22 protein-coding genes are annotated in these 22588 nt (G+C 38.6%); 12 read left to right on the plus strand and 10 right to left on the minus strand.

What is annotated here, in order from left to right:
• Positions 1 to 2: 2 nt before the first annotated feature.
• On the minus strand, positions 3 to 1010 hold the full coding sequence (locus ACTJJG_RS08600) for a hypothetical protein (RefSeq protein ID WP_069119994.1): 1008 nt from the start codon (positions 1008 to 1010) through the stop codon (positions 3 to 5).
• A 25-nt stretch (positions 1011 to 1035) separates the two neighbouring features.
• Positions 1036 to 2061: an alpha/beta fold hydrolase gene (locus tag ACTJJG_RS08605; RefSeq protein WP_206261125.1), complete on the minus strand. Its 1026-nt coding sequence runs from the start codon at positions 2059 to 2061 to the stop codon at positions 1036 to 1038.
• 284 nt (positions 2062 to 2345) lie between these two features.
• Here ACTJJG_RS08605 and ACTJJG_RS08610 point away from each other — a divergent pair, with 284 nt between their 5' ends.
• Complete coding sequence (locus ACTJJG_RS08610; protein ID WP_002117769.1) at positions 2346 to 2960, plus strand: carbonic anhydrase; 615 nt, start codon at positions 2346 to 2348, stop codon at positions 2958 to 2960.
• Positions 2961 to 2995: 35 nt separating this feature from the next.
• Here the strand turns inward: ACTJJG_RS08610 and ACTJJG_RS08615 are convergent, their stop codons facing one another.
• Complete coding sequence (locus tag ACTJJG_RS08615; RefSeq protein ID WP_005075467.1) at positions 2996 to 3619, minus strand: arylesterase; 624 nt, start codon at positions 3617 to 3619, stop codon at positions 2996 to 2998.
• Positions 3620 to 3663: 44 nt separating this feature from the next.
• Between ACTJJG_RS08615 and ACTJJG_RS08620 the strand changes: the two genes are divergently transcribed.
• Positions 3664 to 4356 (plus strand): ABC transporter ATP-binding protein, encoded by a 693-nt coding sequence (locus ACTJJG_RS08620; protein ID WP_005802976.1) that lies wholly within the window; start codon positions 3664 to 3666, stop codon positions 4354 to 4356.
• A gap of 3 nt (positions 4357 to 4359) precedes the next feature.
• Positions 4360 to 6819 (plus strand): ABC transporter permease, encoded by a 2460-nt coding sequence (locus tag ACTJJG_RS08625; RefSeq protein ID WP_372552574.1) that lies wholly within the window; start codon positions 4360 to 4362, stop codon positions 6817 to 6819.
• A gap of 1 nt (position 6820) precedes the next feature.
• On the opposite strand, the gene ACTJJG_RS08630 is transcribed toward ACTJJG_RS08625, so the two are convergent.
• Positions 6821 to 7630 carry a rhomboid family intramembrane serine protease gene (locus tag ACTJJG_RS08630; RefSeq protein ID WP_033848616.1) on the minus strand — a complete coding sequence of 270 codons (810 nt, stop codon included), beginning with the start codon at positions 7628 to 7630 and terminating at the stop codon, positions 6821 to 6823.
• Between the two features lie 76 nt (positions 7631 to 7706).
• Between ACTJJG_RS08630 and mtgA the strand changes: the two genes are divergently transcribed.
• Both mtgA and ppk1 read left to right on the plus strand, forming a co-directional pair.
• The gene (mtgA, locus tag ACTJJG_RS08635) at positions 7707 to 8384 is read left to right on the plus strand and encodes a monofunctional biosynthetic peptidoglycan transglycosylase (RefSeq protein ID WP_372552576.1); all 678 of its coding nucleotides are present in this window, start codon (positions 7707 to 7709) and stop codon (positions 8382 to 8384) included.
• Between the two features lie 105 nt (positions 8385 to 8489).
• A complete protein-coding gene (gene ppk1 / locus ACTJJG_RS08640) occupies positions 8490 to 10568 on the plus strand; it encodes a polyphosphate kinase 1 (RefSeq protein WP_002117516.1) in 2079 nt (692 codons plus the stop codon).
• Between the two features lie 60 nt (positions 10569 to 10628).
• On the opposite strand, the gene ACTJJG_RS08645 is transcribed toward ppk1, so the two are convergent.
• Positions 10629 to 10757: a hypothetical protein gene (locus tag ACTJJG_RS08645; protein WP_081318620.1), complete on the minus strand. Its 129-nt coding sequence runs from the start codon at positions 10755 to 10757 to the stop codon at positions 10629 to 10631.
• Positions 10758 to 10814: 57 nt separating this feature from the next.
• Here ACTJJG_RS08645 and ACTJJG_RS08650 point away from each other — a divergent pair, with 57 nt between their 5' ends.
• Positions 10815 to 11399 carry an SPOR domain-containing protein gene (locus tag ACTJJG_RS08650; RefSeq protein ID WP_039757134.1) on the plus strand — a complete coding sequence of 195 codons (585 nt, stop codon included), beginning with the start codon at positions 10815 to 10817 and terminating at the stop codon, positions 11397 to 11399.
• A gap of 29 nt (positions 11400 to 11428) precedes the next feature.
• Here the strand turns inward: ACTJJG_RS08650 and oxyR are convergent, their stop codons facing one another.
• From oxyR to rubA, 4 genes are all read right to left on the minus strand, one after another.
• Positions 11429 to 12337: a LysR family transcriptional regulator OxyR gene (gene oxyR / locus ACTJJG_RS08655; protein WP_005070616.1), complete on the minus strand. Its 909-nt coding sequence runs from the start codon at positions 12335 to 12337 to the stop codon at positions 11429 to 11431.
• 6 nt (positions 12338 to 12343) lie between these two features.
• On the minus strand, positions 12344 to 13288 hold the full coding sequence (estB, locus tag ACTJJG_RS08660) for an esterase EstB (RefSeq protein WP_032056843.1): 945 nt from the start codon (positions 13286 to 13288) through the stop codon (positions 12344 to 12346).
• A 52-nt stretch (positions 13289 to 13340) separates the two neighbouring features.
• The gene (rubB, locus tag ACTJJG_RS08665) at positions 13341 to 14522 is read right to left on the minus strand and encodes a rubredoxin reductase RubB (RefSeq protein ID WP_032056841.1); all 1182 of its coding nucleotides are present in this window, start codon (positions 14520 to 14522) and stop codon (positions 13341 to 13343) included.
• Positions 14523 to 14616: 94 nt separating this feature from the next.
• Positions 14617 to 14781, minus strand: coding sequence for a rubredoxin RubA (gene rubA / locus ACTJJG_RS08670; RefSeq protein ID WP_000760495.1), 165 nt, complete (start codon positions 14779 to 14781; stop codon positions 14617 to 14619).
• A 446-nt stretch (positions 14782 to 15227) separates the two neighbouring features.
• Between rubA and ACTJJG_RS08675 the strand changes: the two genes are divergently transcribed.
• Positions 15228 to 15668, plus strand: coding sequence for an SRPBCC family protein (locus tag ACTJJG_RS08675; RefSeq protein ID WP_032056840.1), 441 nt, complete (start codon positions 15228 to 15230; stop codon positions 15666 to 15668).
• Between the two features lie 15 nt (positions 15669 to 15683).
• Here ACTJJG_RS08675 and ACTJJG_RS08680 read toward each other — a convergent pair whose 3' ends face one another.
• A complete protein-coding gene (locus ACTJJG_RS08680) occupies positions 15684 to 16172 on the minus strand; it encodes a YqiA/YcfP family alpha/beta fold hydrolase (protein WP_014206073.1) in 489 nt (162 codons plus the stop codon).
• Between the two features lie 256 nt (positions 16173 to 16428).
• On the opposite strand from ACTJJG_RS08680, the gene lysS reads away from it, so the two are divergent.
• The 5 genes from lysS (at position 16429) to cysN (ending at position 22528) form a co-directional block, all read left to right on the plus strand.
• Positions 16429 to 17958: a lysine--tRNA ligase gene (lysS, locus tag ACTJJG_RS08685; protein WP_002117806.1), complete on the plus strand. Its 1530-nt coding sequence runs from the start codon at positions 16429 to 16431 to the stop codon at positions 17956 to 17958.
• Between the two features lie 185 nt (positions 17959 to 18143).
• On the plus strand, positions 18144 to 19598 hold the full coding sequence (locus tag ACTJJG_RS08690) for a capsule assembly Wzi family protein (protein WP_002117621.1): 1455 nt from the start codon (positions 18144 to 18146) through the stop codon (positions 19596 to 19598).
• 253 nt (positions 19599 to 19851) lie between these two features.
• On the plus strand, positions 19852 to 19983 hold the full coding sequence (locus ACTJJG_RS08695) for a hypothetical protein (protein WP_002117520.1): 132 nt from the start codon (positions 19852 to 19854) through the stop codon (positions 19981 to 19983).
• On the plus strand, positions 19976 to 20884 hold the full coding sequence (gene cysD, locus ACTJJG_RS08700; protein WP_000140408.1) for a sulfate adenylyltransferase subunit CysD: 909 nt from the start codon (positions 19976 to 19978) through the stop codon (positions 20882 to 20884). Before ACTJJG_RS08695 ends, cysD begins: the two co-directional genes overlap by 8 nt.
• Before the next feature lie 30 nt (positions 20885 to 20914).
• The gene (gene cysN, locus ACTJJG_RS08705) at positions 20915 to 22528 is read left to right on the plus strand and encodes a sulfate adenylyltransferase subunit CysN (protein ID WP_032056838.1); all 1614 of its coding nucleotides are present in this window, start codon (positions 20915 to 20917) and stop codon (positions 22526 to 22528) included.
• Positions 22529 to 22588: the final 60 nt, after the last annotated feature.

Below are 22588 nucleotides of genomic sequence, written 5' to 3' on the forward strand. Positions count from 1 at the left end.
CTCTAAGCGCCTTTGTTATTTAAAATATCTAATGCTTTTTCAGAATAATAAAACTTCTCTAAGTACACACGGGCACGACGTCTTAAATGTCCTATTGTAATTAACTGCTGTAATACAGGCACAAGTAACGTGGTCAGCTCATGTTGCACTAAGCTTTCATCGATATTGAGGTCACGAAGTAACAAGTCAAAACTACGCTCTTGATTACGTGCATACCAAGTATAGATACCATCATGTACTTGTTGTTTTAAATAATCAGTTTGGCGAATGTGGTCCCAGATTTCATGCCCTAACCCAACCGTTTTTGATAAATCTTGAGTTTCTATATAATTTTTTAAAACAGAAAGTGGCATAGTTTTAACTTTATGCCAAACATTTGCCTGAAAATGGTAGAGCTTATCATTGTCAAAATGTTGGTTTAAAACACGCTCACTCATTTGGCTGAGTTTTAAAATATTCTTTTGCAAATAATGATTAATCGTATCGTCCAGATTTGAATCGGTTACTGTTTCTAAAACAGATTTCCCCATTTTCATAAAACGACCTACACCGGGCACGCGTTTTGACATGGATTCATCTAAATAATCATGCATTGTTTGCTGAATCAGTTGCGTGAGCAGGGCCGAAAAAGCAGGGTTATTCACAATCGTTTTAATCAGTTTTTTACGGTGCTCTTCTTTACTTGCAACGTATTGTGCAATTCGGTCAATCGTTAGAACAGGAATAACATCTTCAACAGTTGCGGTTTCATTTGCAGGATGAATCAATGCAAAGCGAATATGCTCAGCAATTTGTTCAATCAGGAAATCAGAAGCAGGCGTATCTAAAATCTGCTTTTGAATGAGCTGTTGAATTTGTTCAAAAGTCCACAGATGTTGTAATTGCCGACTCCCCAACCAATGATAAAATTGCTCAAACTCTTGCTGGATCACCTGAGTCTGAGCAAATTGCTCATCTAAAAAATCTAGATGAGCTTCAATAAGTTTTTCAATAAGTGGTTGGGTAGACATAAGGTCTCACAAGTCCGAAGTTTTATTAAGGTGTGGTCGTTTTTGACGACTGATTTGTTTCTACTTTAAGTAAAAACGGTAGATATTGTTGCATAACTAACTGTTCAGCTTCCAATATTGGCATATGACCTACATTTTCTAAAATAACTGGAGGCTGAGCATTCTTTAAAAGTCGTTTTAGTTCACTTGCTACTTCGACATTAATAATCTTATCTTGTTTGCCCCATAGAATGAGCGTCGGTGCATCAATCGTTTTGGTAAGTACCGCAAATGAATCTGGTGTATAGACTTTATTAAGTGCAATCAATTGATCAACCAGTTTTTGTGTTTGAGGTGCCTGATCAATCATCAACTTTTCTTGAGCTTGAAGAAACTCTTTAGGAATAAATGGAGGATTAAACATGGTTTGTTTTAACAAATAGTTAAAGTCACCTTTTTTAGACACTAACAGTTGTTTGAGGTAAGCAGGATCTTTTAAATAAATTGTATTGGCTGAGCGAAAAATACCGCCGCTATCTACTAAAAATAAACTTTTGGTTTCAAATGGATACTGTCCAGCATAGAGTAGGGCAATAGATCCACCGAGTGAGTGCCCAGCAATATGAATTGGACCTTTTAAATTTGCAGCCTCAACAAAGCGACGTAATTTTTCAGCAAGATTTGGTACCGAATAATCGAAGTCTTGGGAAACGATAGTTTCGCCACTACCCGGCAAATCAGGAATAATGACATGATAATTTGTGGTGAGATAACGAGCCACTCGGTTCCAGTTATCACGGCTACCCGCTAAACCATGAATAAGGAGTAAAGTCGGTTTTGTTGTAGAGCCGCCTTCGCTATATGACCAAGTCACATCACCGACTTTTAAGCTTTTGCTTTGTAGGCCTGCCCAGCTACGTTCTTGCTGTAATACATTCTGGAATGTCACATCAATATTATCGGCTGCCTGTGTTTGAGAAATACTCATCACTGACAATACGCTACAAGCCAAAGTCAGGGCGGTAGCAGTTTTTTTCATAGAGGCCATAATTGATGTGGGCAGCCTTGTCATAGATTTCATCCTTGAAGCTTAAGCGAGTTTGAAAAATTATTGAAAAACTTTGCCAATGAGTCATTTGCCAAATGTTTGGAATGAAGAAAATTATAGTCAATCCGAGAACCAAAGTATGTCTATTTTTTCACTAAACAGTAGCGAATATGCAGTGAGCTCTACATTAAAACAGGTTAAGTATTTTTAAATTTTTTCATAGAAAAGGATTTATTTTTTGTCAGTGACATTCAAATTTTGACACATTAAAATGATTTCCAACCTTGAAAAAACAATGGAAATATAAAATGCCTACTGCGCAAGAAGTTTTAGATCGTCTGAAAGCCGGTAATCAACGATTTGTAAATGGAAATACTTCCCTTGCAAAAACCTTATCTCATCAAGAACGCGCTGAAATGGCAAAGGATCAAAATCCGTTTGCAATCGTACTTGGCTGCTCAGATTCTCGTGTTCCAGCAGAGATGGTATTTGACCAAGGTCTTGGTGACTTATTCGTAATCCGTGTAGCTGGTAATGTGGTTGCACCTTCACAAGTCGGTAGTGTTGAGTTCGCAGCAGAGCGTTATGATTGTCCGGTTGTAGTCGTATTAGGACACAGCCATTGTGGTGCGATTCAAGCAACAATTGATACGTTAATGAATCCTGATCACCCGCCATCATCTAACCTAATGTCGATTGTGAACCGCGTTCGTCCATCAGTTGAAATTTTAATGCAGACTGACTTAAAAAATGATTTGAAAAAACTTTCATGTCATGCGGTACGTTCAAACGTTTTTGCTTCGGTAAATCAATTACGCCATGGTTCAGCGGTGTTAGAGAGCCTAATTGCAAAAGGTGAATTAATTGTTGTTGGTGCAGAATATTCACTAGAAACTGGTGAAGTTACTTTTTTTGATTTCTGATCATATTAAAAAGAATGCTTAAAGATAAAAGGTGCCTATAGGGCACCTTTTATATATGGGTAAGCTAAATTAAGTAGTTTTGACTGCGCTTGAGCATTGGGATGAATTAAATCATTTTGCATAAGCTGTTTTTGACCAGCAACACCATCTAGAAAAAACGGTAGTAGTTTCACCTGATATTTTTGACTTACAACTTTATAATTATTTTCAAAAGCTTTGCTATATGCAGCCCCATAATTTGGCGGAATCTTCATGCCAAAAAGAATAACTTTGGCTTTTTGTTTCTGGCTTAATTGAATGAGCTGATCCAGATTTTTTTGAATCATTTGAGGTGGTTGCCCACGCAAGCCGTCATTTCCACCTAATTCAATCACGACCACATTCGGCTTATAGGTCTGCAATAACTTAGGTAATCGGGCTAAAGCGCCGCTTGTTGTTTCTCCACTAACACTTGCATTGACCACTTTGTGTTGTTTGGGATACTGTTGGTCTAAGCGTTTTTGCAGTAATTGTACCCAACCTTGTTTGGGATCAATTCCGTAACCGGCACTAATACTATCTCCTAAAATTAAAATAGTTTTCGCCGATACAAGCATAGGCAGCATACTTAATGAGATGAGCATGATGCTTTTAGAACCAATCAAAAAAGATTTATACATTTGTACTTCGACCCTGATTCTGAATACATAGGACTTTTTACATCATGCCACAACCCATCATTGCTGCCCATCAAGTTACACAAACTATTCAGATTAACCAAAATCAGTTTACGATTTTAAAAGATATTGATTTAGAGATTTTTGAAGGGGAACAGGTAGCAATTACGGGACGTTCCGGCTCAGGTAAATCAACCTTACTAGGAATTTTGGCGACTTTAGATCAACCGTCTGAAGGAGAAGTCTGGTTGTGTGGTCAAGCTGTTCATCAGTTAACAGAGGAACAACGTGCCCAAATCAGAATGCAGCATATTGGTTTTGTATTTCAGTCTTTTCAACTTCTGCCTCAGTTGAGTGCGCTTGAAAATGTGATGTTACCTTTACGATTACGTAAAGACTTTGATTATAAAACAGCTGAGAAAAAAGCTTTAGATTGGTTGCATCGAGTAGGGCTCAGTCGTCAAGTTGAACAAACGCCTAAAGTCTTATCTGGTGGCGAGCAGCAGCGTGTAGCCATTGCACGCGCTCTCATTGCAGAACCACAAATTATTTTTGCGGATGAACCGACTGGAAACCTAGATGGTCAGACAGCACAAGAAATTGAAAGCTTACTCTTTGATTTAAACCGAGAGTTAGGTACGACTCTGATTTTAGTCACCCACGATCGTAATTTAGCAACCCTATGTCAGCGTCATGTTGAGTTAGATGATGGCCGACTAAAGACAGTACAGGGTGGTTAAACTATGCGTAATCTTCTCAAACCACTTTTGCTACAGAGTTTTCGTACGGGTGGATTATATCTACTCATTATTGCTCTATCGCTTGCGATTAGCGCAACGACAGCCCTGAAATTTAGTAATGACCAAGTTAAAAATGCAGTCAGTCTGCAAGCTTCACAAATGCTGGGTGCTGATTTAGTTCTGTCGAATAACGAGCCTATTGAACAGCAGTGGAAAGAGAAAGCTGAGCAGCTTGGTTTAAAGCAAACTAATGTCACTCTATTTAGCTCGATGGCACATACCCAAGATCAGTTTGTCATGGTGAATGTAAAGGCAATTGAGCCTTTATTTCCACTCAGAGGACAGCTTGAAATTGCGCCAAAAACTCAAGCGATTCAATCTGGTGAAGTTTGGCTAAGTCAAAGAGCAGCCGATTTACTTAAAGTAAAGCTAGGAGATACTGTTTCTATTGCTGATGGTACCTTCCGTTTTAGTGGCGTGATTGTGCGTGATTCAAATCAGGAACTTGGTTTTTCAGGCTTTTCTCCAACCGTTATTATTCATCAAGCCGATATCGCTAAGACTCATGCGATTCAGACAGGGAGCAGAATTGACTATCGTTTATTAATGGCAGGTAGCCCTGAACAGGTTCAGTCATTTTCAAAGCAATTTAAGCAACAGCATCAACCTTCTAAAGATGTAGATGAAGCGGCTGGCTTGCGTTTACGTGATGCAAGTGAATCGAACAGTAGGTTATTACGTCCGCTTGAAAATTTAGATACCTTTTTGCAATTGGCCAATATTTTAACGATTTTATTGTGTGGTATTGCCATCGCTTTAACGAGTCAAAGATATGTTCAACAAAACCAAGATCACATTGCACTTATTAGATGCTTAGGCGCCAGTAAGTTCCAAATCTTGTGGGCATATATTGGATTGCTTTGTATTGTCAGTGCGATTTCAATTGTGCTAGGAAGCCTATTAGGTTTAATCATGGGGTTTGGTCTGCTGCAACTTATGCTGCAATTGATCCCTCAATTAGAGTTAAGTTTTTCGGTTGTACCTCTTTTAATCGGGCCTTTACCAATTGCGATTTTTACCAGCGTGATTGTGCTGCTTGGTTTTATTTTGCCAAGCATTTGGGAGCTTTTAAATACACCTCCAATTCGTGTTATTCGGGAGCAAGCCAAATCTCGCAAATCTTTATTCTTCATGTTTTTTGCAGGAATCACTAGCCTAGTTGTTTTTAGTTTGGTGTTGAGTGAAAACTTAATGCTCAGCATTTTGGTGTTGGCGGCAATTATTGTTCTTTGTATTTTGCTTTACACCGTTGTTTGGCTATTGCTTCGTAGCTTAAAAAAGCTGAAAAATCGATTGTCTTTTTATATTCGTTCGCCATCACAAAGCGCCTTACAAATTACCGCATTGGCTTTAGGCTTAAGCCTCATTACGGTACTCAGTGTATTAAGAACAGATTTATTAGAGCGTTGGCAGCAACAACTTCCAGAAGGGACACCGAATCAATTTGTTTATGGATTACCTCCATTTGATTTAAAAGCATTTGAGCAACAATTAAAGCAGAATGGCTGGCAAAGCACGCCGTTATATCCAAATATTCGTGGCCGATTGTTAGCTAAGAATGATGTGCCTTTTTCAGAAGAGGCTATAAAGCAAAATAATTCTTTGCGCCGTGAACTGAATTTGACTCAATCAAATCTACTACCAAATGACAATGTCATTACAAATGGTCAAGCTCAGTTTAATGGCGTAGGGCAAGTTTCAGTCGAAAGTAAAACTGCCGAAAGTTTGGGAATCCAAATTGGAGATAAGCTTACTTTTAGTTTGCCCGAAGGCAACTTACAGGCCAAAGTTGTGAATTTTCGGAGTGTCGAGTGGGAAAGCTTTAGCCCTAACTTTTTCTTTATTTTTTCACCTAAAACCTTAGACAAAAATGCTGGAAGTTATTTAGGTAGTTTCTATGTGCCTAAGCAAGATCAATCTAAAATGATCAATATTATTCAGCAGTTCTCAAATACAGTATTTATTGATGTTGACCGGATTTTAGATGAAGTAAAACGCTTAATGAATGTTTTGGTCAAAATAGTAACTGTTCTAGCGGCATTAGTTGGTTTTTCTGGAATACTCGTTTTAATTGCATGTCTAAATTTATTAATGGATGAGCGACGCCGTGAAGTTGCTTTACTACGCTCATTTGGTTTATCTAAAAATAAAATGAAGCAAATGCTCAGTTTTGAGATTGGGTTTTTAGGTTTGTTAGCAGGCATAGTTGCCTGCTGTTTTGCAGAAGTGATTAGTGCGATCGCAAGCTATAAAATGAATATGGCAATACAGTGGCATATTGAAATCTGGCTGATTTTACCTCTTGGCATGATGCTGGTTTGTGCTTTGATTGGTCGTTATCGACTAGGCTATCTCTGTAATTTACCACCTTTACAAAGTTTAAGAGAATTAAACCAATTGTAGTTTAAGGAATAATGTCAGGGTTCTGGATGATGATTTCATGCCAGAGTGGAAGTAACGGTGAATTGATTTGTACACAGTACATATAAAAAACACCCGTAATGATTACTGCGCCTAATAAGCCTAAAATTTTAAGTATAGTTTTTAACTTGCTGACATAGCTTAAGTACCAGATTAGTGCAAGGAATGCTCCTATAATCATGCCGCCAATATGCGCGGCATTATTAATACCCGTTGCGACAAAACCAAAAATAAGGTTGATTGCCATAACCATTAATAAAGCTTTTTTATCGAGTATGTAGGCCTGATGCGGAAGCGGAGGAAATAGAGAAAGTACTGTTAACGCAGCACCTAATCCCATCACGGCACCTGAAGCACCTGCACTGACATGAGGAAGTAAGCTCTGATCAAAATGTTGTAGTAATTCATGCCCATTTTGAATGGTCATATAGCTACTAAGAAGGCTACCAAATAAGCCAGCAATTAAATACAGGCATATAAAATAGAAGCGACCAAATAGAGACTCTGCAACATTACCGAAAATATAGAGGGCCCACATGTTAAGCATGAGGTGCACAAGACCAAAATGAAAAAACATGCTGGTAAATAAGCGTTCAGGCTGCCCAGAAAAAGTAAGTGGTGTAAAATCAGCACCCCAATGAATAGCATCTTTCATGGCTGGGTCGCTAATATCGACGCCAGTTGCAATTTGCCAGACAAACAAACCTACATTAATCAAGATCAATAAGGCGGTCAGCCACCAAGTTTGTACATTGAGTTTACGATTAATGTGCGGAGGCTGATATTGAGTCATGCTATGCTTTTGTTATATATGAACATGCTTAACAGCTTAACATGAAAAAAGTTGAATACAGGAGATCAGGACGAACATGAAAGCTTTTATTGTTCGCGTGTTGTTAATTTTTATTGGGGCAATTCTCCTTATTCAACTTTGGATTTTCTCAAGTTTGGTTTGGTGGCGTACACATGAGGTTGATACCACCATGTTTATGCGAATTGATTATTGGTCAGATACCTCAGAGCCGATCATTCATGAATGGCTTGACTATGATGATATTAGCGACAATTTCAAGCATGCGATTTTAGCTGGGGAAGATGCAAAATTTATTCATCACCATGGTTTTGACTGGGATGGCATTCGTTTTGCTCTAGAGCGGAATAATGAAGAAGGAGAGGTTGTTGCGGGTGGTTCTACTGTGTCTCAACAACTGGCAAAGAACTTGTTTTTATACAATAAGCGTTCGTTTATTCGTAAAGGCCAAGAAACTATCGCAACTTGGATGATGGAGCGGATGTGGTCAAAACGCCGAATTCTTGAGGTATATATGAACTCTGTTGAATTTGGCAAAAAACGATATGGTGTAGAAGCAGCCGCGCAATATTATTATGGTAAAAGTGCGAGAAGCTTAACGCGCGAACAAGCTGCTTTTTTGGCCGCATTATTGCCTGATCCGAAATATTATCAAGATCACCGCAACGATCGTAAACTACAGTATAGAAAACGCGTTATTCTACGTTATATGAATAGCACCCAGATTCCTGAATAATGATGTTTTAAAGATGTGTAAATTTTTTAGTTTTTACCAAATTGTCATATTTTTGCAGCATACTGTTTTATAGAGATTTTGGCTGGATAGAGAATTGAGTTAGACATGAATACAGCGATTACACCAACGACCCCAACAGAATATAGTTATAATGACCGTTATATAAATCGTGAATTGTCTATTCTTGACTTCCATTTGCGTGTATTGGAGCAAGCGGTAGACCCTTTACATCCATTACTTGAGCGAATGAATTTCTTGCTCATTTTTTCACGTAATCTAGACGAGTTTTTCGAAATTCGTGTTGCGGGGGTGATGGAGCAATTTTCTCTGGGCAATGAGAGTCGTAGCCCTGATGGTTTGACGCCAAGACAAGTCTTACAAAAAATCTCTGAAACTGCTCACGCTGCGATTGAACGTCAATATCGTATTTTAAATGAAGAAATCTTACCTAAATTACGTGAAGAAGATATTTGCTTCCTCCGTCGTGGTGAACTAACGCCAGCACAGTCAGCTTGGATTAAGAAGTATTTTCAAGAACAAGTTGCACCTGTATTAACCCCAATTAGCTTAGATCCAGCGCATCCGTTCCCACGTCTCGTAAACAAGAGCTTAAACTTTATTATTACCTTAGAAGGTAAAGATGCTTTTGGCCGTCAAATTGATTTAGCCGTGGTTCCAGCCCCACGTTCATTACCTCGCGTTGTACGACTGCCAGATGAGTTAACAGGTGGTAAAGAACATCACGTCATGCTATCTGCAATTATCCACGAGCATGTGTCCGATTTATTCCCTGGCATGACAGCAACGGGATGTTATCAATTTCGTGTTACACGTAATGCAGACTTGGCATTAAATGAAGATGTTGAAGATTTAGCAAAAGCTTTAAAAGGTGAATTAAGTTCTCGACGTTTTGGCCGTGCTGTTCGCTTAGAAGTAACTCATAACTGTCCGCAGCATATTTACGAGTACTTATTAGAAGAATTTGATTTAACCGATGAGCAATTATACAAAGTTGATGGCCCTGTAAACTTGGCTCGTCTGGTTTCAAATTTTAAACGCCCTCATTTGCGTTATGACTCACATACGCCGGTTGTGCCTAAAGTGTTTAAAAAGACCGAGAGCATTTTCTCTGCAATGCAGAAGCAAGACATTTTGCTTCATCATCCGTTTGAATCTTTCGCTCCCGTGATTCAGCTACTTCGTGAAGCTGCTCGCGATCCACAAGTATTGGCAATCAAGCAGACACTTTACCGTAGTGGTGCTGACTCTGAAATTGTACAAATTTTGGCGGAAGCTGCGCGTAATGGAAAAGAAGTGACCGCGGTTATTGAATTGCGTGCCCGCTTTGATGAAGAATCAAATATTGAAGTGGCTAACGTTTTACAAGAAGCAGGGGCTGTGGTTGTTTACGGTATTGTTGGTTATAAAACTCACGCCAAAATGATTATGGTGGTACGCCGTGAAAATAACAAACTTGTGCGTTACGTTCATTTAGGCACTGGTAACTACCATGCAATGAATGCTCGAATTTATACCGATTATGGTCTCATGACGACCGATAAAGATCTGTGTGAAGATGTGCACCGTATCTTCCAAGAGTTGACTGGTATGGGCAAAATGGCGAAATTGAAAAAGCTATTACATGCACCATTTACCTTACATGCTCAGCTCATCAACTTTATTGATGAAGAAATTGCCAATGCTAAGGCGGGGCGTAAAGCTCAAATTATTGTGAAAGTAAATGCCTTAACGGAAGTTCAATTAATCAATAAATTATATGAAGCATCTCAAGCGGGTGTTCAGATTGATCTGATTATTCGTTCTATTTGCTGTTTACGTCCAGGTTTGCCCAACTTATCAGAAAATATTCGTGTACGTTCAATTGTAGGGCGTTTCCTTGAGCATACTCGCGTTTATTACTTTAGTAATAATGGTGATGCACGTATTTACTGCTCAAGCGCAGACTGGATGGATCGTAATTTATTTAACCGTGTTGAAGCATGTTTCCCTGTGGAAGATCCTGCATTGAAAAAACGTATTTATCAACAAGGCCTAGTGAACTATTTGCAAGATAACCAGCAAGCTTGGTTGTTACAGTCAGATGGTACTTGGGTGCGTGCTGAGCCAGCAGAGGGTGAAAAATTGCATAATGCTCAACGGGCACTATTAGAAATGATTAAATAATAAGTTTTAAATTTAATTAAAAAAGCCGACAAAATGTCGGCTTTTTTAATTCACTGAAATTCAAAATAATTTAATTAGTTTTTCTAAATGGTTGTTGGGTAAACGATAATAATTTGAAGCACAGCAAGATGTTTTTAAAATATGTGATTTTTTCCATAAAACATTGAATTTTATAAATATACAAATCATGTGAAATCTACTTTAATACGCCGCATTAAATATACTTAACTTCGGTAAATGAATAAGATGCAATGCTTTATTAGAAATTTACTTATTAGAATACTTTTGGGGATAATGCCAGTGACCGCCTACGCAGATCAGAAGTGTTATGGGGATATTATCGTATTTCAAAGGTTTGATGATCAAGCGATATATCCTTATTTTGCGCCCGTTTCCAATGATAAAACTAAAAAGAGTGAGGTAAGGAATAAAACAATAATCATCCAAAAAAGAAAACAAAAGCAAGATGAGTTTTTAGCGCAAAAGAAAAATGAGGAAGTTCACACAAAAGAAGAAAAGAAAAATTCTGAAAATAAAAAACAACTTGATGCTGCGATCGCTAAAGAAATTTTAGAAAATGGTGAAAAAAAATGGATGGTACAAGTTGCGCTAGCTTCTAATCAAAATAAAGCAAATAAGATTCAGTCACAGCTTGAAGCAAAGGGCTATAAGGTTGTAACCAGCTCAACCACTAAAGGAATACGAGTCATGATAGATCCAGCCAACGACTATGCTATAGCACAGATTATTAGAGAAAAAATTATTGCTGATAATAGTTTGAATATGCAATCTGCTTGGGTGTTTAAGTGGGCATCCCTTACACCTCAATAAAATAAAAAGGAGTCCGAAGACTCCTTTTTTTATTCATGTAGGTTTGTCGTGATTTTCTGCATAATTTGCAGTAACACGTCGAATTCACTTTGTAGCGGCGTACTTTTACGAGTGACTAGCGCTAAAGTGCGACTCGGGGCATCTTCAATTGGTTTTGCAGTAATTTGATCATTAAACTTGATCATACTGTTATCAATTGCAATTTCTGGTAAAAGGGTAAAACCTAAATCAGAAGAAACCATTTCAACTAAAGTTGGTAGAGAGCTTGCTTTTAAACGGTTGTCGTTTTTACGTTCACCGATAGGGCATGCACTTAAAACGTGGTCACGTAAACAGTGGCCTTCTTCAAGCAAAATTAATCTCGATAAATCAAGATCATCTAGGGAGTTTGCTTGCAAAGCATTTGTATCTTGCTTACTACATACAAGGTACAAATTTTCTTTCGAGATTTCAGCGACTTTTAGGCCTCTAGTATCAAACGGTAGAGCAAGAACAATCATGTCTAGATTACCGTGTTCTAGACGCTCTACAATTTTTTCACTTTGAGCTTCATGCAGATGCAACTGAATTTTAGGTAACTGCTGATGCACTTCATCAAGTAACCGTGTCAGGATAAAAGGTGCAATGGTTGGGATAACGCCCAAATGCAAATCACCTGTTAACGGTTCACTCATTTCACGGCTCAAACGCATTAAATCTTGAGCATCTGCTAGTAATACACGGGCACGAGCAACAACTTGTTCACCCAATGGTGTTAAACGCACATTCTGACGGTCACGCTCTACCAGAACGCCACCTAACAATCGTTCAAGCTCCATGATGCCGCCTGATAACGTCGATTGCGTGACAAAAGAGCGGCGTGCTGCTTCAGTAAAATGCAAAGTTTCCGACAACGTAACTAAATATGATAGCTGTCTTAGTGAGGGTAATGCAGCCATAGTGTCCTAGTATGATGATTTAAAATGATGCGCAAATAAACCGCTAAGCTGAGGAATAAAATGTGCAGGGATATCATGCCCCATTCCATCAATTAATTCAAACTTAGCACCGGAAATTGCTTTTGCTACAGCCTTACCATGACTAGGTGGAAGTAAGCGATCACGAGAGCCATGTAAGACTAACGCGGGTTGCTTAATTTCACGGTCCAGTTGAAGTAAGGAGCCTGTACATAATATTGCTAAAAACTGTTGAAGTACACCAGCAGGATAATAGCTACGTTGATAAAGTTTGCGTGCAGTTTGCATTGCTTCAATCTGGTTGACGTAACCAGGTGAACCAATCAATTGAAATAGTTTTAAACTGTGATTAACAATACCTTCTTCGTCACGTGACTCAGGTTTGCCAATTAAACTCAAAAGCTGTTTCGGAAAAGGAGGGGGTAAAAAAGGCTGATTATTACTTGTAAACATGAGCCCTAATTTCTCAACCTTTTCAGGATATTTTGCTGCAAGAATTTGAGCGATCATCCCGCCCATTGATGCACCAATGACATGTGTCTTAGCCACGCCTAAGCGGTCAATGAGCATTGATACGTCATCTGCCATATCATGCAGAGTATAAGGGGCACCTTGATTACTTAGTCCGAGCGCAAAGCGACCCATCAATTTAACCGTATTTAGCCGTTTACCTTCATGACGTACTTTTGAAGAAAGGCCAATATCACGGTTATCAAAACGAATAACACGAAAACCTTGATCAATGAGTGATTTACAGAAGAAATCCGGCCAGAAAAGCATTTGAGCGCCAAGACCCATAATCAGCAAAATGGTTGGATGTTCCGGTTTTCCACCTACTTCTACATGTAGCTCAATACCATTGCCTAAGTTGACCTTGGTTTCTTGCATGAAGGATGTGTACGGCGAAATGTTAAACTGTAAGGCACTATTCATGTTATTCATTCCTTAAAGGAATACTCACAAAAGAGTATTCCTGATTCAAACCTTATGCTTGGGCTGGAATAAGATCTGGAACAAGCTTTGTTAAAGTTAAGCGTTGTTTACCTGCTGTTGCACCTAACAATACGAAACCACGCAATGTTCCTTCATTGTCAATTGCTTTAGCAAGCATACCATCGTCGAACTCTTCTGTTTCCCAGTTCACTTCTACATCCATTGGAGCTGGTAACACTGTAAGTGGAGCTGCAGGAGTTTTTACTGCAACTGGCATAGCAGGATAGTGCACGGCAGTTTGTTGTCCGCTGAGGGTTTTTGCAAGAGCACGAGCTTGCTGCATAATCGGCATTACATACGGAAGTAGCGTGCCATTTACTTCAGCGCAATCGCCAATCGCATAAATATCGGCTTGATTTGTTTCAAGTAAACTATTGGTAATAATTCCACGGCTTGTTTGAATATCTGCACTTTTAGCAAGTGAAATATTTGGCTGTAAACCAATCGCTGAAAGAACGATGTCGGCTACCAAAGTTTGGCCGTTTGCGAGTGTAATCGCATAATCTTCGCCATTATTAATTTTACTAACTTTTTCAACGGTTGTGCCTAATGCAAATTTAACACCAGCCTCTTCGAGATTTTGCTGGAATGCAGAAGCAATATGACCTGGCAATAAGCGACCTAATGGTTGAGGTGCCAAATCAATGACAGTAATGTCATATTCACTGTGAAGTAAGTCATTGGCGAATTCACAACCAATTAAACCAGCACCTAAAATAACAACACGTTTGTCTTTACGTTGAGCTAGATTTTCACGGAAAGCACGATAGTCAATGAGTGAGTTCACTACATGAATGTCATCGCTGCCATCGCCTGCAATTGCAAGACGAATTGGGTTAGCACCAACAGCTAAAATCAGTTTTGAATAGGGTTGATTCGAAATTACCCCGTCTTTTTCAAGAACAAGCTCATGACGTTCAGCTAAAATTTCTTTTACAAAAGTGAAAGGCTCAATACGCATATTGAGTTGGGTACCCATTTTAGCAGCATCACCTAAAGCAATCTGTTCAGGTGCTTTTTTACCTGCAAATGCATTTGATAATGTTGGTTTTGCATAATTCACTGCATCATCCGCACAAATCATCACAAGTTCTTGCTCTGGGCTAAGCTTACGAAACTCACGTGCTAAGGTATAACCTGCCATGCCTGATCCGATAATGACGATAGGATGCATTTTTCTCTCCAGAGTTAGAATTGTTTATTTAATACGGTGATTGGGAATATTCGTAAAAAAGACCATGTCAATCATGGCCTTTTGCTTTAAATCATTAGATTTCGATCATTTCGAAGTCAGCTTTTGAAACGCCGCAATCAGGGCAAGTCCAGTCATCAGGGATATCTTCCCATTTTGTTCCAGCTGCAATGCCGTCTTGTGGCCAACCCTCTGCTTCATCGTAAATCCATCCACAAACGATACATTGATATTTTTTCATGAGACTCTCCGCACTGATAAGTTTGCTCAAAGCTGCCTTTCAGTAAAACTATTCCATCTATTAATAATGTAACCACGATCCGGTCAATAATAACCAATGTGCCTTTGATCGGATATCAAATTTTTACGCAGTTCTACATTTAATGTAAAGCAAATAACGGAGTTTAATCATTCGTAAGCAAAGATGAATGGCAGGTTAGGACAAATAAGTGGTTTTTTAGGCAAAACTTGAGCATAAATTAATAATAACTAATACATTCTTAACGTTAATTTTAAACTTAATCTTGTTTGTGAAATTATTAAGAGATAAAAAGTTTCTGCTCATTTAAAACATTTATATAATAAGAAAGCTAAATAACAACAAATAAAGATTCAACAGATGTCATCATTAAACGCGAAAATTAAAATTCGGCAGTATAAGAACGGAATAAATCAGGGAAGTTAAGTATGGAAAATTTAGTATACGAAGTAGAAATTGAGGCACCTATAGAAAAAGTATGGGAATTACTTTGGAATAACGAGACATATAATGCTTGGACAAAATTTTTTGCTCCAGATTCCTCAATGCGTACCGATTGGCAAATCGGTGGCAAAACTTATTTCCTAGATGGTGAAGGCAATGGCATGGTTTCCACCATTGAAGAATTGAAAAAGCCGGAAATCTTGATTTTTAAACATTTAGGAATGATTAAGGATGATAAGGAAGATTTAGAAAGTGAAGAAGTTAAAGGCTGGAGTGGTTCTCTAGAAAAATATTTTTTAAGCCAATACGATAATGTAACTACTTTAAAAGTTGAATTAGCCACCTTACCTGAATATATGGGTATGTTGAAAAGTGGCTTCGTTCAAGGTTTTGAGGTGATTAAGAAATTAGCAGAAGAAAAATAGGCAATCGGCATCAATTTAAGCCAAATATTTTTTATAAATTTTCATAATCAAATCATTGATACGAGAAGGGTAGGCCAAACGATGATGTCCGCCTTCAAAGGTTTCAATATTCATGTAGGGTGCAAGTGTTTCTTGAACCTGATACATATCAAGTTGCTCATCTCCTAATTCTAAATAAGCCATTTTAGGATTAGAGAGGGTAAGTTCCTCTTCGGAAAGCTGAGGATAATCAGGTCGAAAACTAGGCGTAAGACTTGGATTTGCCACAATCACAGCTAATTTATGTTGAGCGGCAGTTTTTAAGGCCCAATATCCTCCAAGGCTGTGACCAACCAGTAAATCTGGTTTAATCGTCTGAATAGCCTGATGATAGAAGTACTCAACAGACGCATAACTTAGGTTACGATAATCAACGTCAATACAAAATTTTTCAGGATGTAAAATGGCGTGGAACTTTGTCGATTCACGAGAAGAATCCAAGCCATGTAAAAATAGAATTTTCATTATTTACGACACAATCTCATTGATAAAATAAAAGGCAAAAAGGGCCTTTGAATATCGAGGTTATTTGGATTTTTTTATATTTTACTAAAAGCTTTAAAAAATGATCTTAGCGATTGGTCTAAGTCATTTTGCCTTTAAAAAGTACGGCTCGTTTCCATAAATTGTCTTTTTTCATTTTTGTTTGATTGAAATCATTCGAAAAACTCCTGCAATCTGTTAAGCTATGCCACTTCATTTTTACTTAATCGAGGCAGAGATGACGCAACAAAACGCTCAATCGACTTCTGAACCAACTATTTCCGAAAACGATTTAATTGCACAGCGTCATGCCAAATTAAAGCAAATCCAAGATGTTGCAAAGGAAACTGGAAAGAGTCCTTGGCCAAATACTTTTAAGCGTGAACATTACGCAGCTGATCTACAAGAACAATTTAAAGATCAGTCGAAAGAACAAATTGAAAGCGCTGAGCATGTCTATGTAAAAGTGGCCGGCCGTGTCATGTTAAACCGTGGTTCTTTCATGGTGATTCAAGACATGACAGGTCGTATTCAGTTATATGTTGACCGTAAAGGCTTACCAAAAGATATTCTTGAAACCATTAAAGGTTTAGATCTCGGTGACATTATTGCTGCCGAAGGTTATATCGGACGTTCAGGCAAAGGTGACTTATATGTTCATCTTGAAGGTTTTGAACTTCTTACAAAATCTCTTCGTCCGTTACCAGATAAATTTCATGGCTTAAATGACACAGAAGTTAAGTACCGTAAACGCTACCTTGACTTAATTGTGAATGAAGAAACACGTAAGACTTTTGAAATCCGTGCCAAAGTTGTTGCAGGTATTCGAGCATTCTTAAACAATGAGCGTTTCATGGAAGTTGAAACGCCAATGATGCATGTGATTCCAGGTGGTGCTTCTGCACGTCCATTCGAAACACATCACAATGCTTTGGATATGCCTTTATTCTTACGTATTGCGCCTGAACTTTATTTGAAGCGTTTAGTTGTGGGTGGTTTTGAGCGTGTGTTTGAAATCAACCGTAACTTCCGTAATGAAGGGGTGTCAACACGTCACAACCCTGAATTCACGATGATCGAGTTTTATCAGGCATATGCTGATTATAAAGACCTAATGGCATTGACTGAAAATATGCTTGAAAAGTTGGCTTTGGATATTCTAGGTACAACTGATGTTCCTTACCAAGGTGAAGTATTTAGCTTCAAAGGACCATTCAAGAAAATCTCTATGTTCGATGCGATCTTAGAGAATAATCCGCAGTTCACACCTGAAAATGTAGGTGATCGCGAGTTTCTTGCAAAATTTATTCGTGAAGAGTTGAAAGAAGAGGTTAAGCCAGGTTTTGGTTTAGGTAAGCTTCAAACAATCGTATTTGAAGAAACTGTTGAAACTAAACTTCGTCAGCCAACATTTATTACTGATTACCCAGCGGAAACTTCTCCATTGGCGCGTCGTAATGATGACAATCCACACGTTACAGATCGTTTTGAATTCTTCATCGGTGGTCGTGAGTTAGCAAATGGCTTCAGCGAGTTAAATGACCCAATCGATCAAGCTGAGCGTTTCCAAGCGCAAGTTGCTGAAAAAGACGCTGGTGATGATGAAGCAATGCATTACGATGCAGAGTTTGTTGAAGCACTTGAATATGGTTTACCTCCAACAGCAGGTGAAGGTATTGGTATTGACCGTTTGGTTATGTTATTTGCTGACGCACCAAGTATTCGTGATGTAATTTTATTCCCGCATATGCGCCGTAAAGAAGGTTAATCTTCTAAGATGCAAAAAGGCAGTATTTATACTGCCTTTTTTATTACTTTTTATATCTAGAAACTTACCTAATTATACTAATCTTAAGATAGCGTTAAAAAATGTAATTGCACAGTTTAACAATTGCAAAGTTGTGATAAAAAATTTAAGGTGTTGCTCATAAATAACTTTGAGAATTGGCTGGCATGTTTCTAAGAAAAACACTTTCAATTGCAATATTGGCAACTGCTTCATCCGCTATTTTTGCACAAGGTTTAGTGCTAAATAATGAAGACTTACGTACCGACTTAAACTGGTTAAATCAACAAGGTGTTATCAGTATTAGCACTTCAACTTGGCCGTTAAGTGGTGATGAAATTCAAAGAGCACTTTCTCAAGCAAAAGTGACGCATCCAGCTCAACAAAAAGTTATTAATTCAGTACTTAATGCGTTAAAAGCAGATAACAATACAGTTAAAGTGGGTGCTTTTGCTGAATCTGATATTAAAAATATTCCACAAGCATTTGGCGATAACCAAAAATCACAGTACCAAGGTTCATTAGAGTTTAATGCTGGCGGTGAAAACTGGGACGCTAAAATCCGAGTAAATGCAGAAAAAGACCCACAAATTGATAATGGTCAAGATGTCAATGTTGAGGGTTCATATGTCGCTGGTAAACTTTGGAATCAATGGGTAGTTGCAGGTCAAATTCCAACATGGTGGGGACCTGGACATGATGGTAGCTTAATTCGTGGTGATGCAAGTCGACCAGTTTATGGGGTAACTGCACAACGTGCTGTGCAAAATGCTTTTGAGACAAAATGGTTGTCTTGGATTGGACCTTGGCAATATCAAGCTTTTGCTGGTCAATTAGATGATTATAAAATACATAATGCAAAATTAATTGGGATGCGTTTAACTGCACAACCATTTCCTGCTTTAGAACTTGGTGCTTCTAGAGCGATTCAAATTGGTGGAGATGGTCAGCCAAATAGTTTTAAAGCCTATTGGAATGCGATTATCGGTAAAGATAATGGTTGTACTGAAAGTAGTTGTGTAGGCGAAGATAATGCATCTAATCAGTTAGCAGGTTTTGATGCTCGTTTACAATTACAACCGTTGTTTAATATCCCAGTCAGTGTTTACGGGCAATATGTAGGGGAAGATGAGGCGGGTGGTTTACCATCTAAAAAAATGTATTTGGCTGGAGCAGATTATTCTTCAATAGTTAATAATATGCCTTATCAACTCTATGCTGAATGGGCAGATACACGTACAAATGGTGATGCAAGAGGGATTTCATATAATCACCACCAATATACAGATGGCTATTATCAACATGGTTTCTCGTTAGGTCATGCGATGGGTGGTGACGGGCAAATGTATTCGGTGGGTGGCGATATCCGCTTTGATGTCATGAACCGTTTAAGTGGTCGCGCTATGGTGGTTAAAGTTAACCAATCTAACTTGGCAATCAATAAAGCATTCCCTAAAGATGATGAAATTAAAGCACTTGATTTAACGTGGACGCATTTCATCAAACCTGATCTTCCATTAAAAATTAATGGATGGGTAAGTGATTCGGATCTTGAGGGTAATGATGCAGGTGCATCTATTGGTGTTGAAATTCCATTAGAACGTAAAATGTTTGGTTTCTAAGATTAGATCATGTTTTAGAAAAGAGAAGCGATTAATGCTTCTCTTTTTTATGGCTTTTAAAGAAAACTAAAGACTAGAACATGATTTGCTTAAGTTGGTTACACAAGCTAGGATTACAAAGTTATGCAAGTGAATCAGCATATTACATGTATATGATTAAATCGAATATCAATATGAAAAAACAAGCAAAAGGAATCGGTTTTAAATCACTATAATGCATAACTAATGCTATAAGCCATATAAAGGCTTGTGGTTGGATTATCTATCACGAAAAATTGGAGTTGTTATGGCACTCGTTCCTCCACATGGTCTTCTAGGTGGTGGTTTAATACTACTTCTAGATTTTATGGGCAAAATGGATAGAGAAGGACGTGTTCATGACTGAATCAAGACTCACACATCTCAAACAGCTTGAAGCGGAAAGCATTCATATCATCCGTGAAGTTGCTGCAGAATTCGAAAACCCAGTCATGCTTTACTCAATTGGTAAAGACTCGGCTGTTATGCTTCATCTTGCGTTAAAAGCATTTTATCCAGCTAAACTTCCATTCCCATTATTACATGTAGATACGGGTTGGAAATTTAAAGACATGATCGCGTTTCGCGATAACATGGCAAAAACTCATGGTTTTGACTTAATTGTTCATCAGAACAAAGAAGGCCGTGAAGCTGGGATCAACCCATTTGATCATGGTAGTTCAAAATATACCGATATTATGAAAACCCAAGCTTTAAAACAGGCTTTGGATAAATATCAATTTGATGCTGCTTTTGGTGGTGCACGTCGTGATGAAGAAAAATCACGTGCAAAAGAGCGTGTTTACTCATTCCGCGATAGCAAACACCGTTGGGACCCGAAAAACCAACGCCCTGAACTTTGGAATCTTTACAATGGTAAAGTGAACAAAGGTGAAAGTATTCGTGTATTCCCTTTATCTAACTGGACTGAGTTGGATATCTGGCAATATATCTATTTAGAAAATATTCAAATCGTTCCTCTTTATTTCTCTGCTGTTCGTCCAGTAGTAGAGCGTAGCGGTACGTTAATCATGGTTGATGATGAGCGTATGCGTCTAAAAGAGGGTGAAGTTCCACAGATGAAGTCTGTACGTTTCCGTACGCTTGGCTGTTACCCGTTAACTGGTGCAGTTGAGTCTGAAGCAGATACGTTACCTGAAATTATCCAAGAGATGCTTTTAGCCACGAGTTCTGAGCGTCAAGGTCGTATGATTGACCATGATGAAGCGGGCTCAATGGAAAAGAAAAAGCAAGAAGGCTATTTCTAAGACAATTTCTAAATTTGTGGAGTTTGAGCAATGTCTCATCAATCAGAATTAATCAGTCAAGATATCTTGGCCTATTTAAAGCAACATGAACAAAAAGACCTTCTACGCTTTTTGACTTGCGGTAACGTAGACGATGGTAAAAGTACGCTTATTGGACGTTTACTCTACGATTCAAAATTGATTTATGAAGATCAATTGCAAGCTGTAACGCGAGACAGTAAAAAAGTAGGAACTACGGGTGATGCACCAGACTTGGCGTTACTAGTAGATGGCCTTCAAGCAGAACGTGAACAAGGTATTACCATTGACGTAGCATACCGTTATTTCTCAACAGAAAAGCGTAAGTTTATTATTGCGGATACTCCAGGGCATGAGCAATATACACGCAACATGGCAACAGGTGCGTCAACTGCGGACTTGGCAATCATCCTGATCGATGCACGTTATGGTGTACAAACTCAAACTCGTCGCCATACGTTTATTGCAAGTTTGCTTGGTATTAAAAATATTGTTGTTGCAATCAATAAGATGGACTTGGTTGAATATTCACCTGAGCGTTTCACTGAAATTCAGATTGAATATGATGCTTTCGTAAGCCAATTAGGTGATCGTCGTCCAGCCAATATTCAGTTTGTACCAATCTCTGCCTTAAATGGCGATAATGTTGTGAATCCGTCAGCTCATACGCCGTGGTACAAGGGTCAAACCTTGATGAGCATTCTTGAGTCGGTGGAAATTAGTCGTGAATCAAACAAACACGAATTCCGTTTCCCTGTTCAGTATGTAAATCGTCCAAACCTTGATTTCCGTGGTTTTGCGGGTACTGTTGCTTTAGGTGAAATCAATGTTGGTGATGAGATTGTTGCACTGCCATCAGGTAAGCGTTCAACAGTTAAAGAAATCGTTACTTTTGATGGAAACCTTGAGCAGGCTGTAGCGGGTCAAGCGGTTACATTGACCCTGAATGATGAAATTGATATTAGCCGTGGTAACGTTTTGGTACGTGCTGGCGAGCAACCGTTAATTTCACGTAGTGTTCGTGCTTCAGTGGTGTGGATGAATGAACATCCGCTCGTGAAAGGTAAGTTATACAACGTTAAGATTGGTACCCAGACTGTTCCTGCTAAAGTCACTAATATTCACTATCGAGTGAATGTGAATACACTTGAACATACTCATGTGGAAGAGCTTGAGTTAAATGCAATTGCAGATGTTGTAGTTGAGTTCGATGCGCCAGTTGTGTTTGATCAATATCAAGATTCTCGTTATACAGGTTCATTCATCTTCATTGACCGCTTAAGCAACGTAACTGTTGGTGCAGGTATGGTTGAGGCTGCTGTTGAATGGACTGCACATAGCAATCCTGTAACAGCTGAAGATCGTGCTGCACGTTTGGGCCAAAAGCCAGCGGTGATTGGGATTTCTGCACAGTTAATCGAGAAAGCTCAAGTTTTAGAAAGTTTATTGATCCAACAAGGTGTAGTTGCGATTGCAAAAGCCAACTTAACTGCTGATCAAATTACTTTATTGCGTGAGACAGGTGTTGTAGTTATTACTACGGCTGTGGATGGTACAGATACAGAAGTTACTGCTGAAACCGTTGAAGAGGCAGCTGAAAAAGTTGTGGAATTAGTTCGTCTTTAATAGACTGAATTGATTTTGAAAAAACCCGCGTAAGCGGGTTTTTTTGTATTGTGTATACTC

This window comes from Acinetobacter sp. 22512 (assembly GCF_052044755.1).
Lineage (GTDB): Bacteria > Pseudomonadota > Gammaproteobacteria > Pseudomonadales > Moraxellaceae > Acinetobacter > Acinetobacter pittii.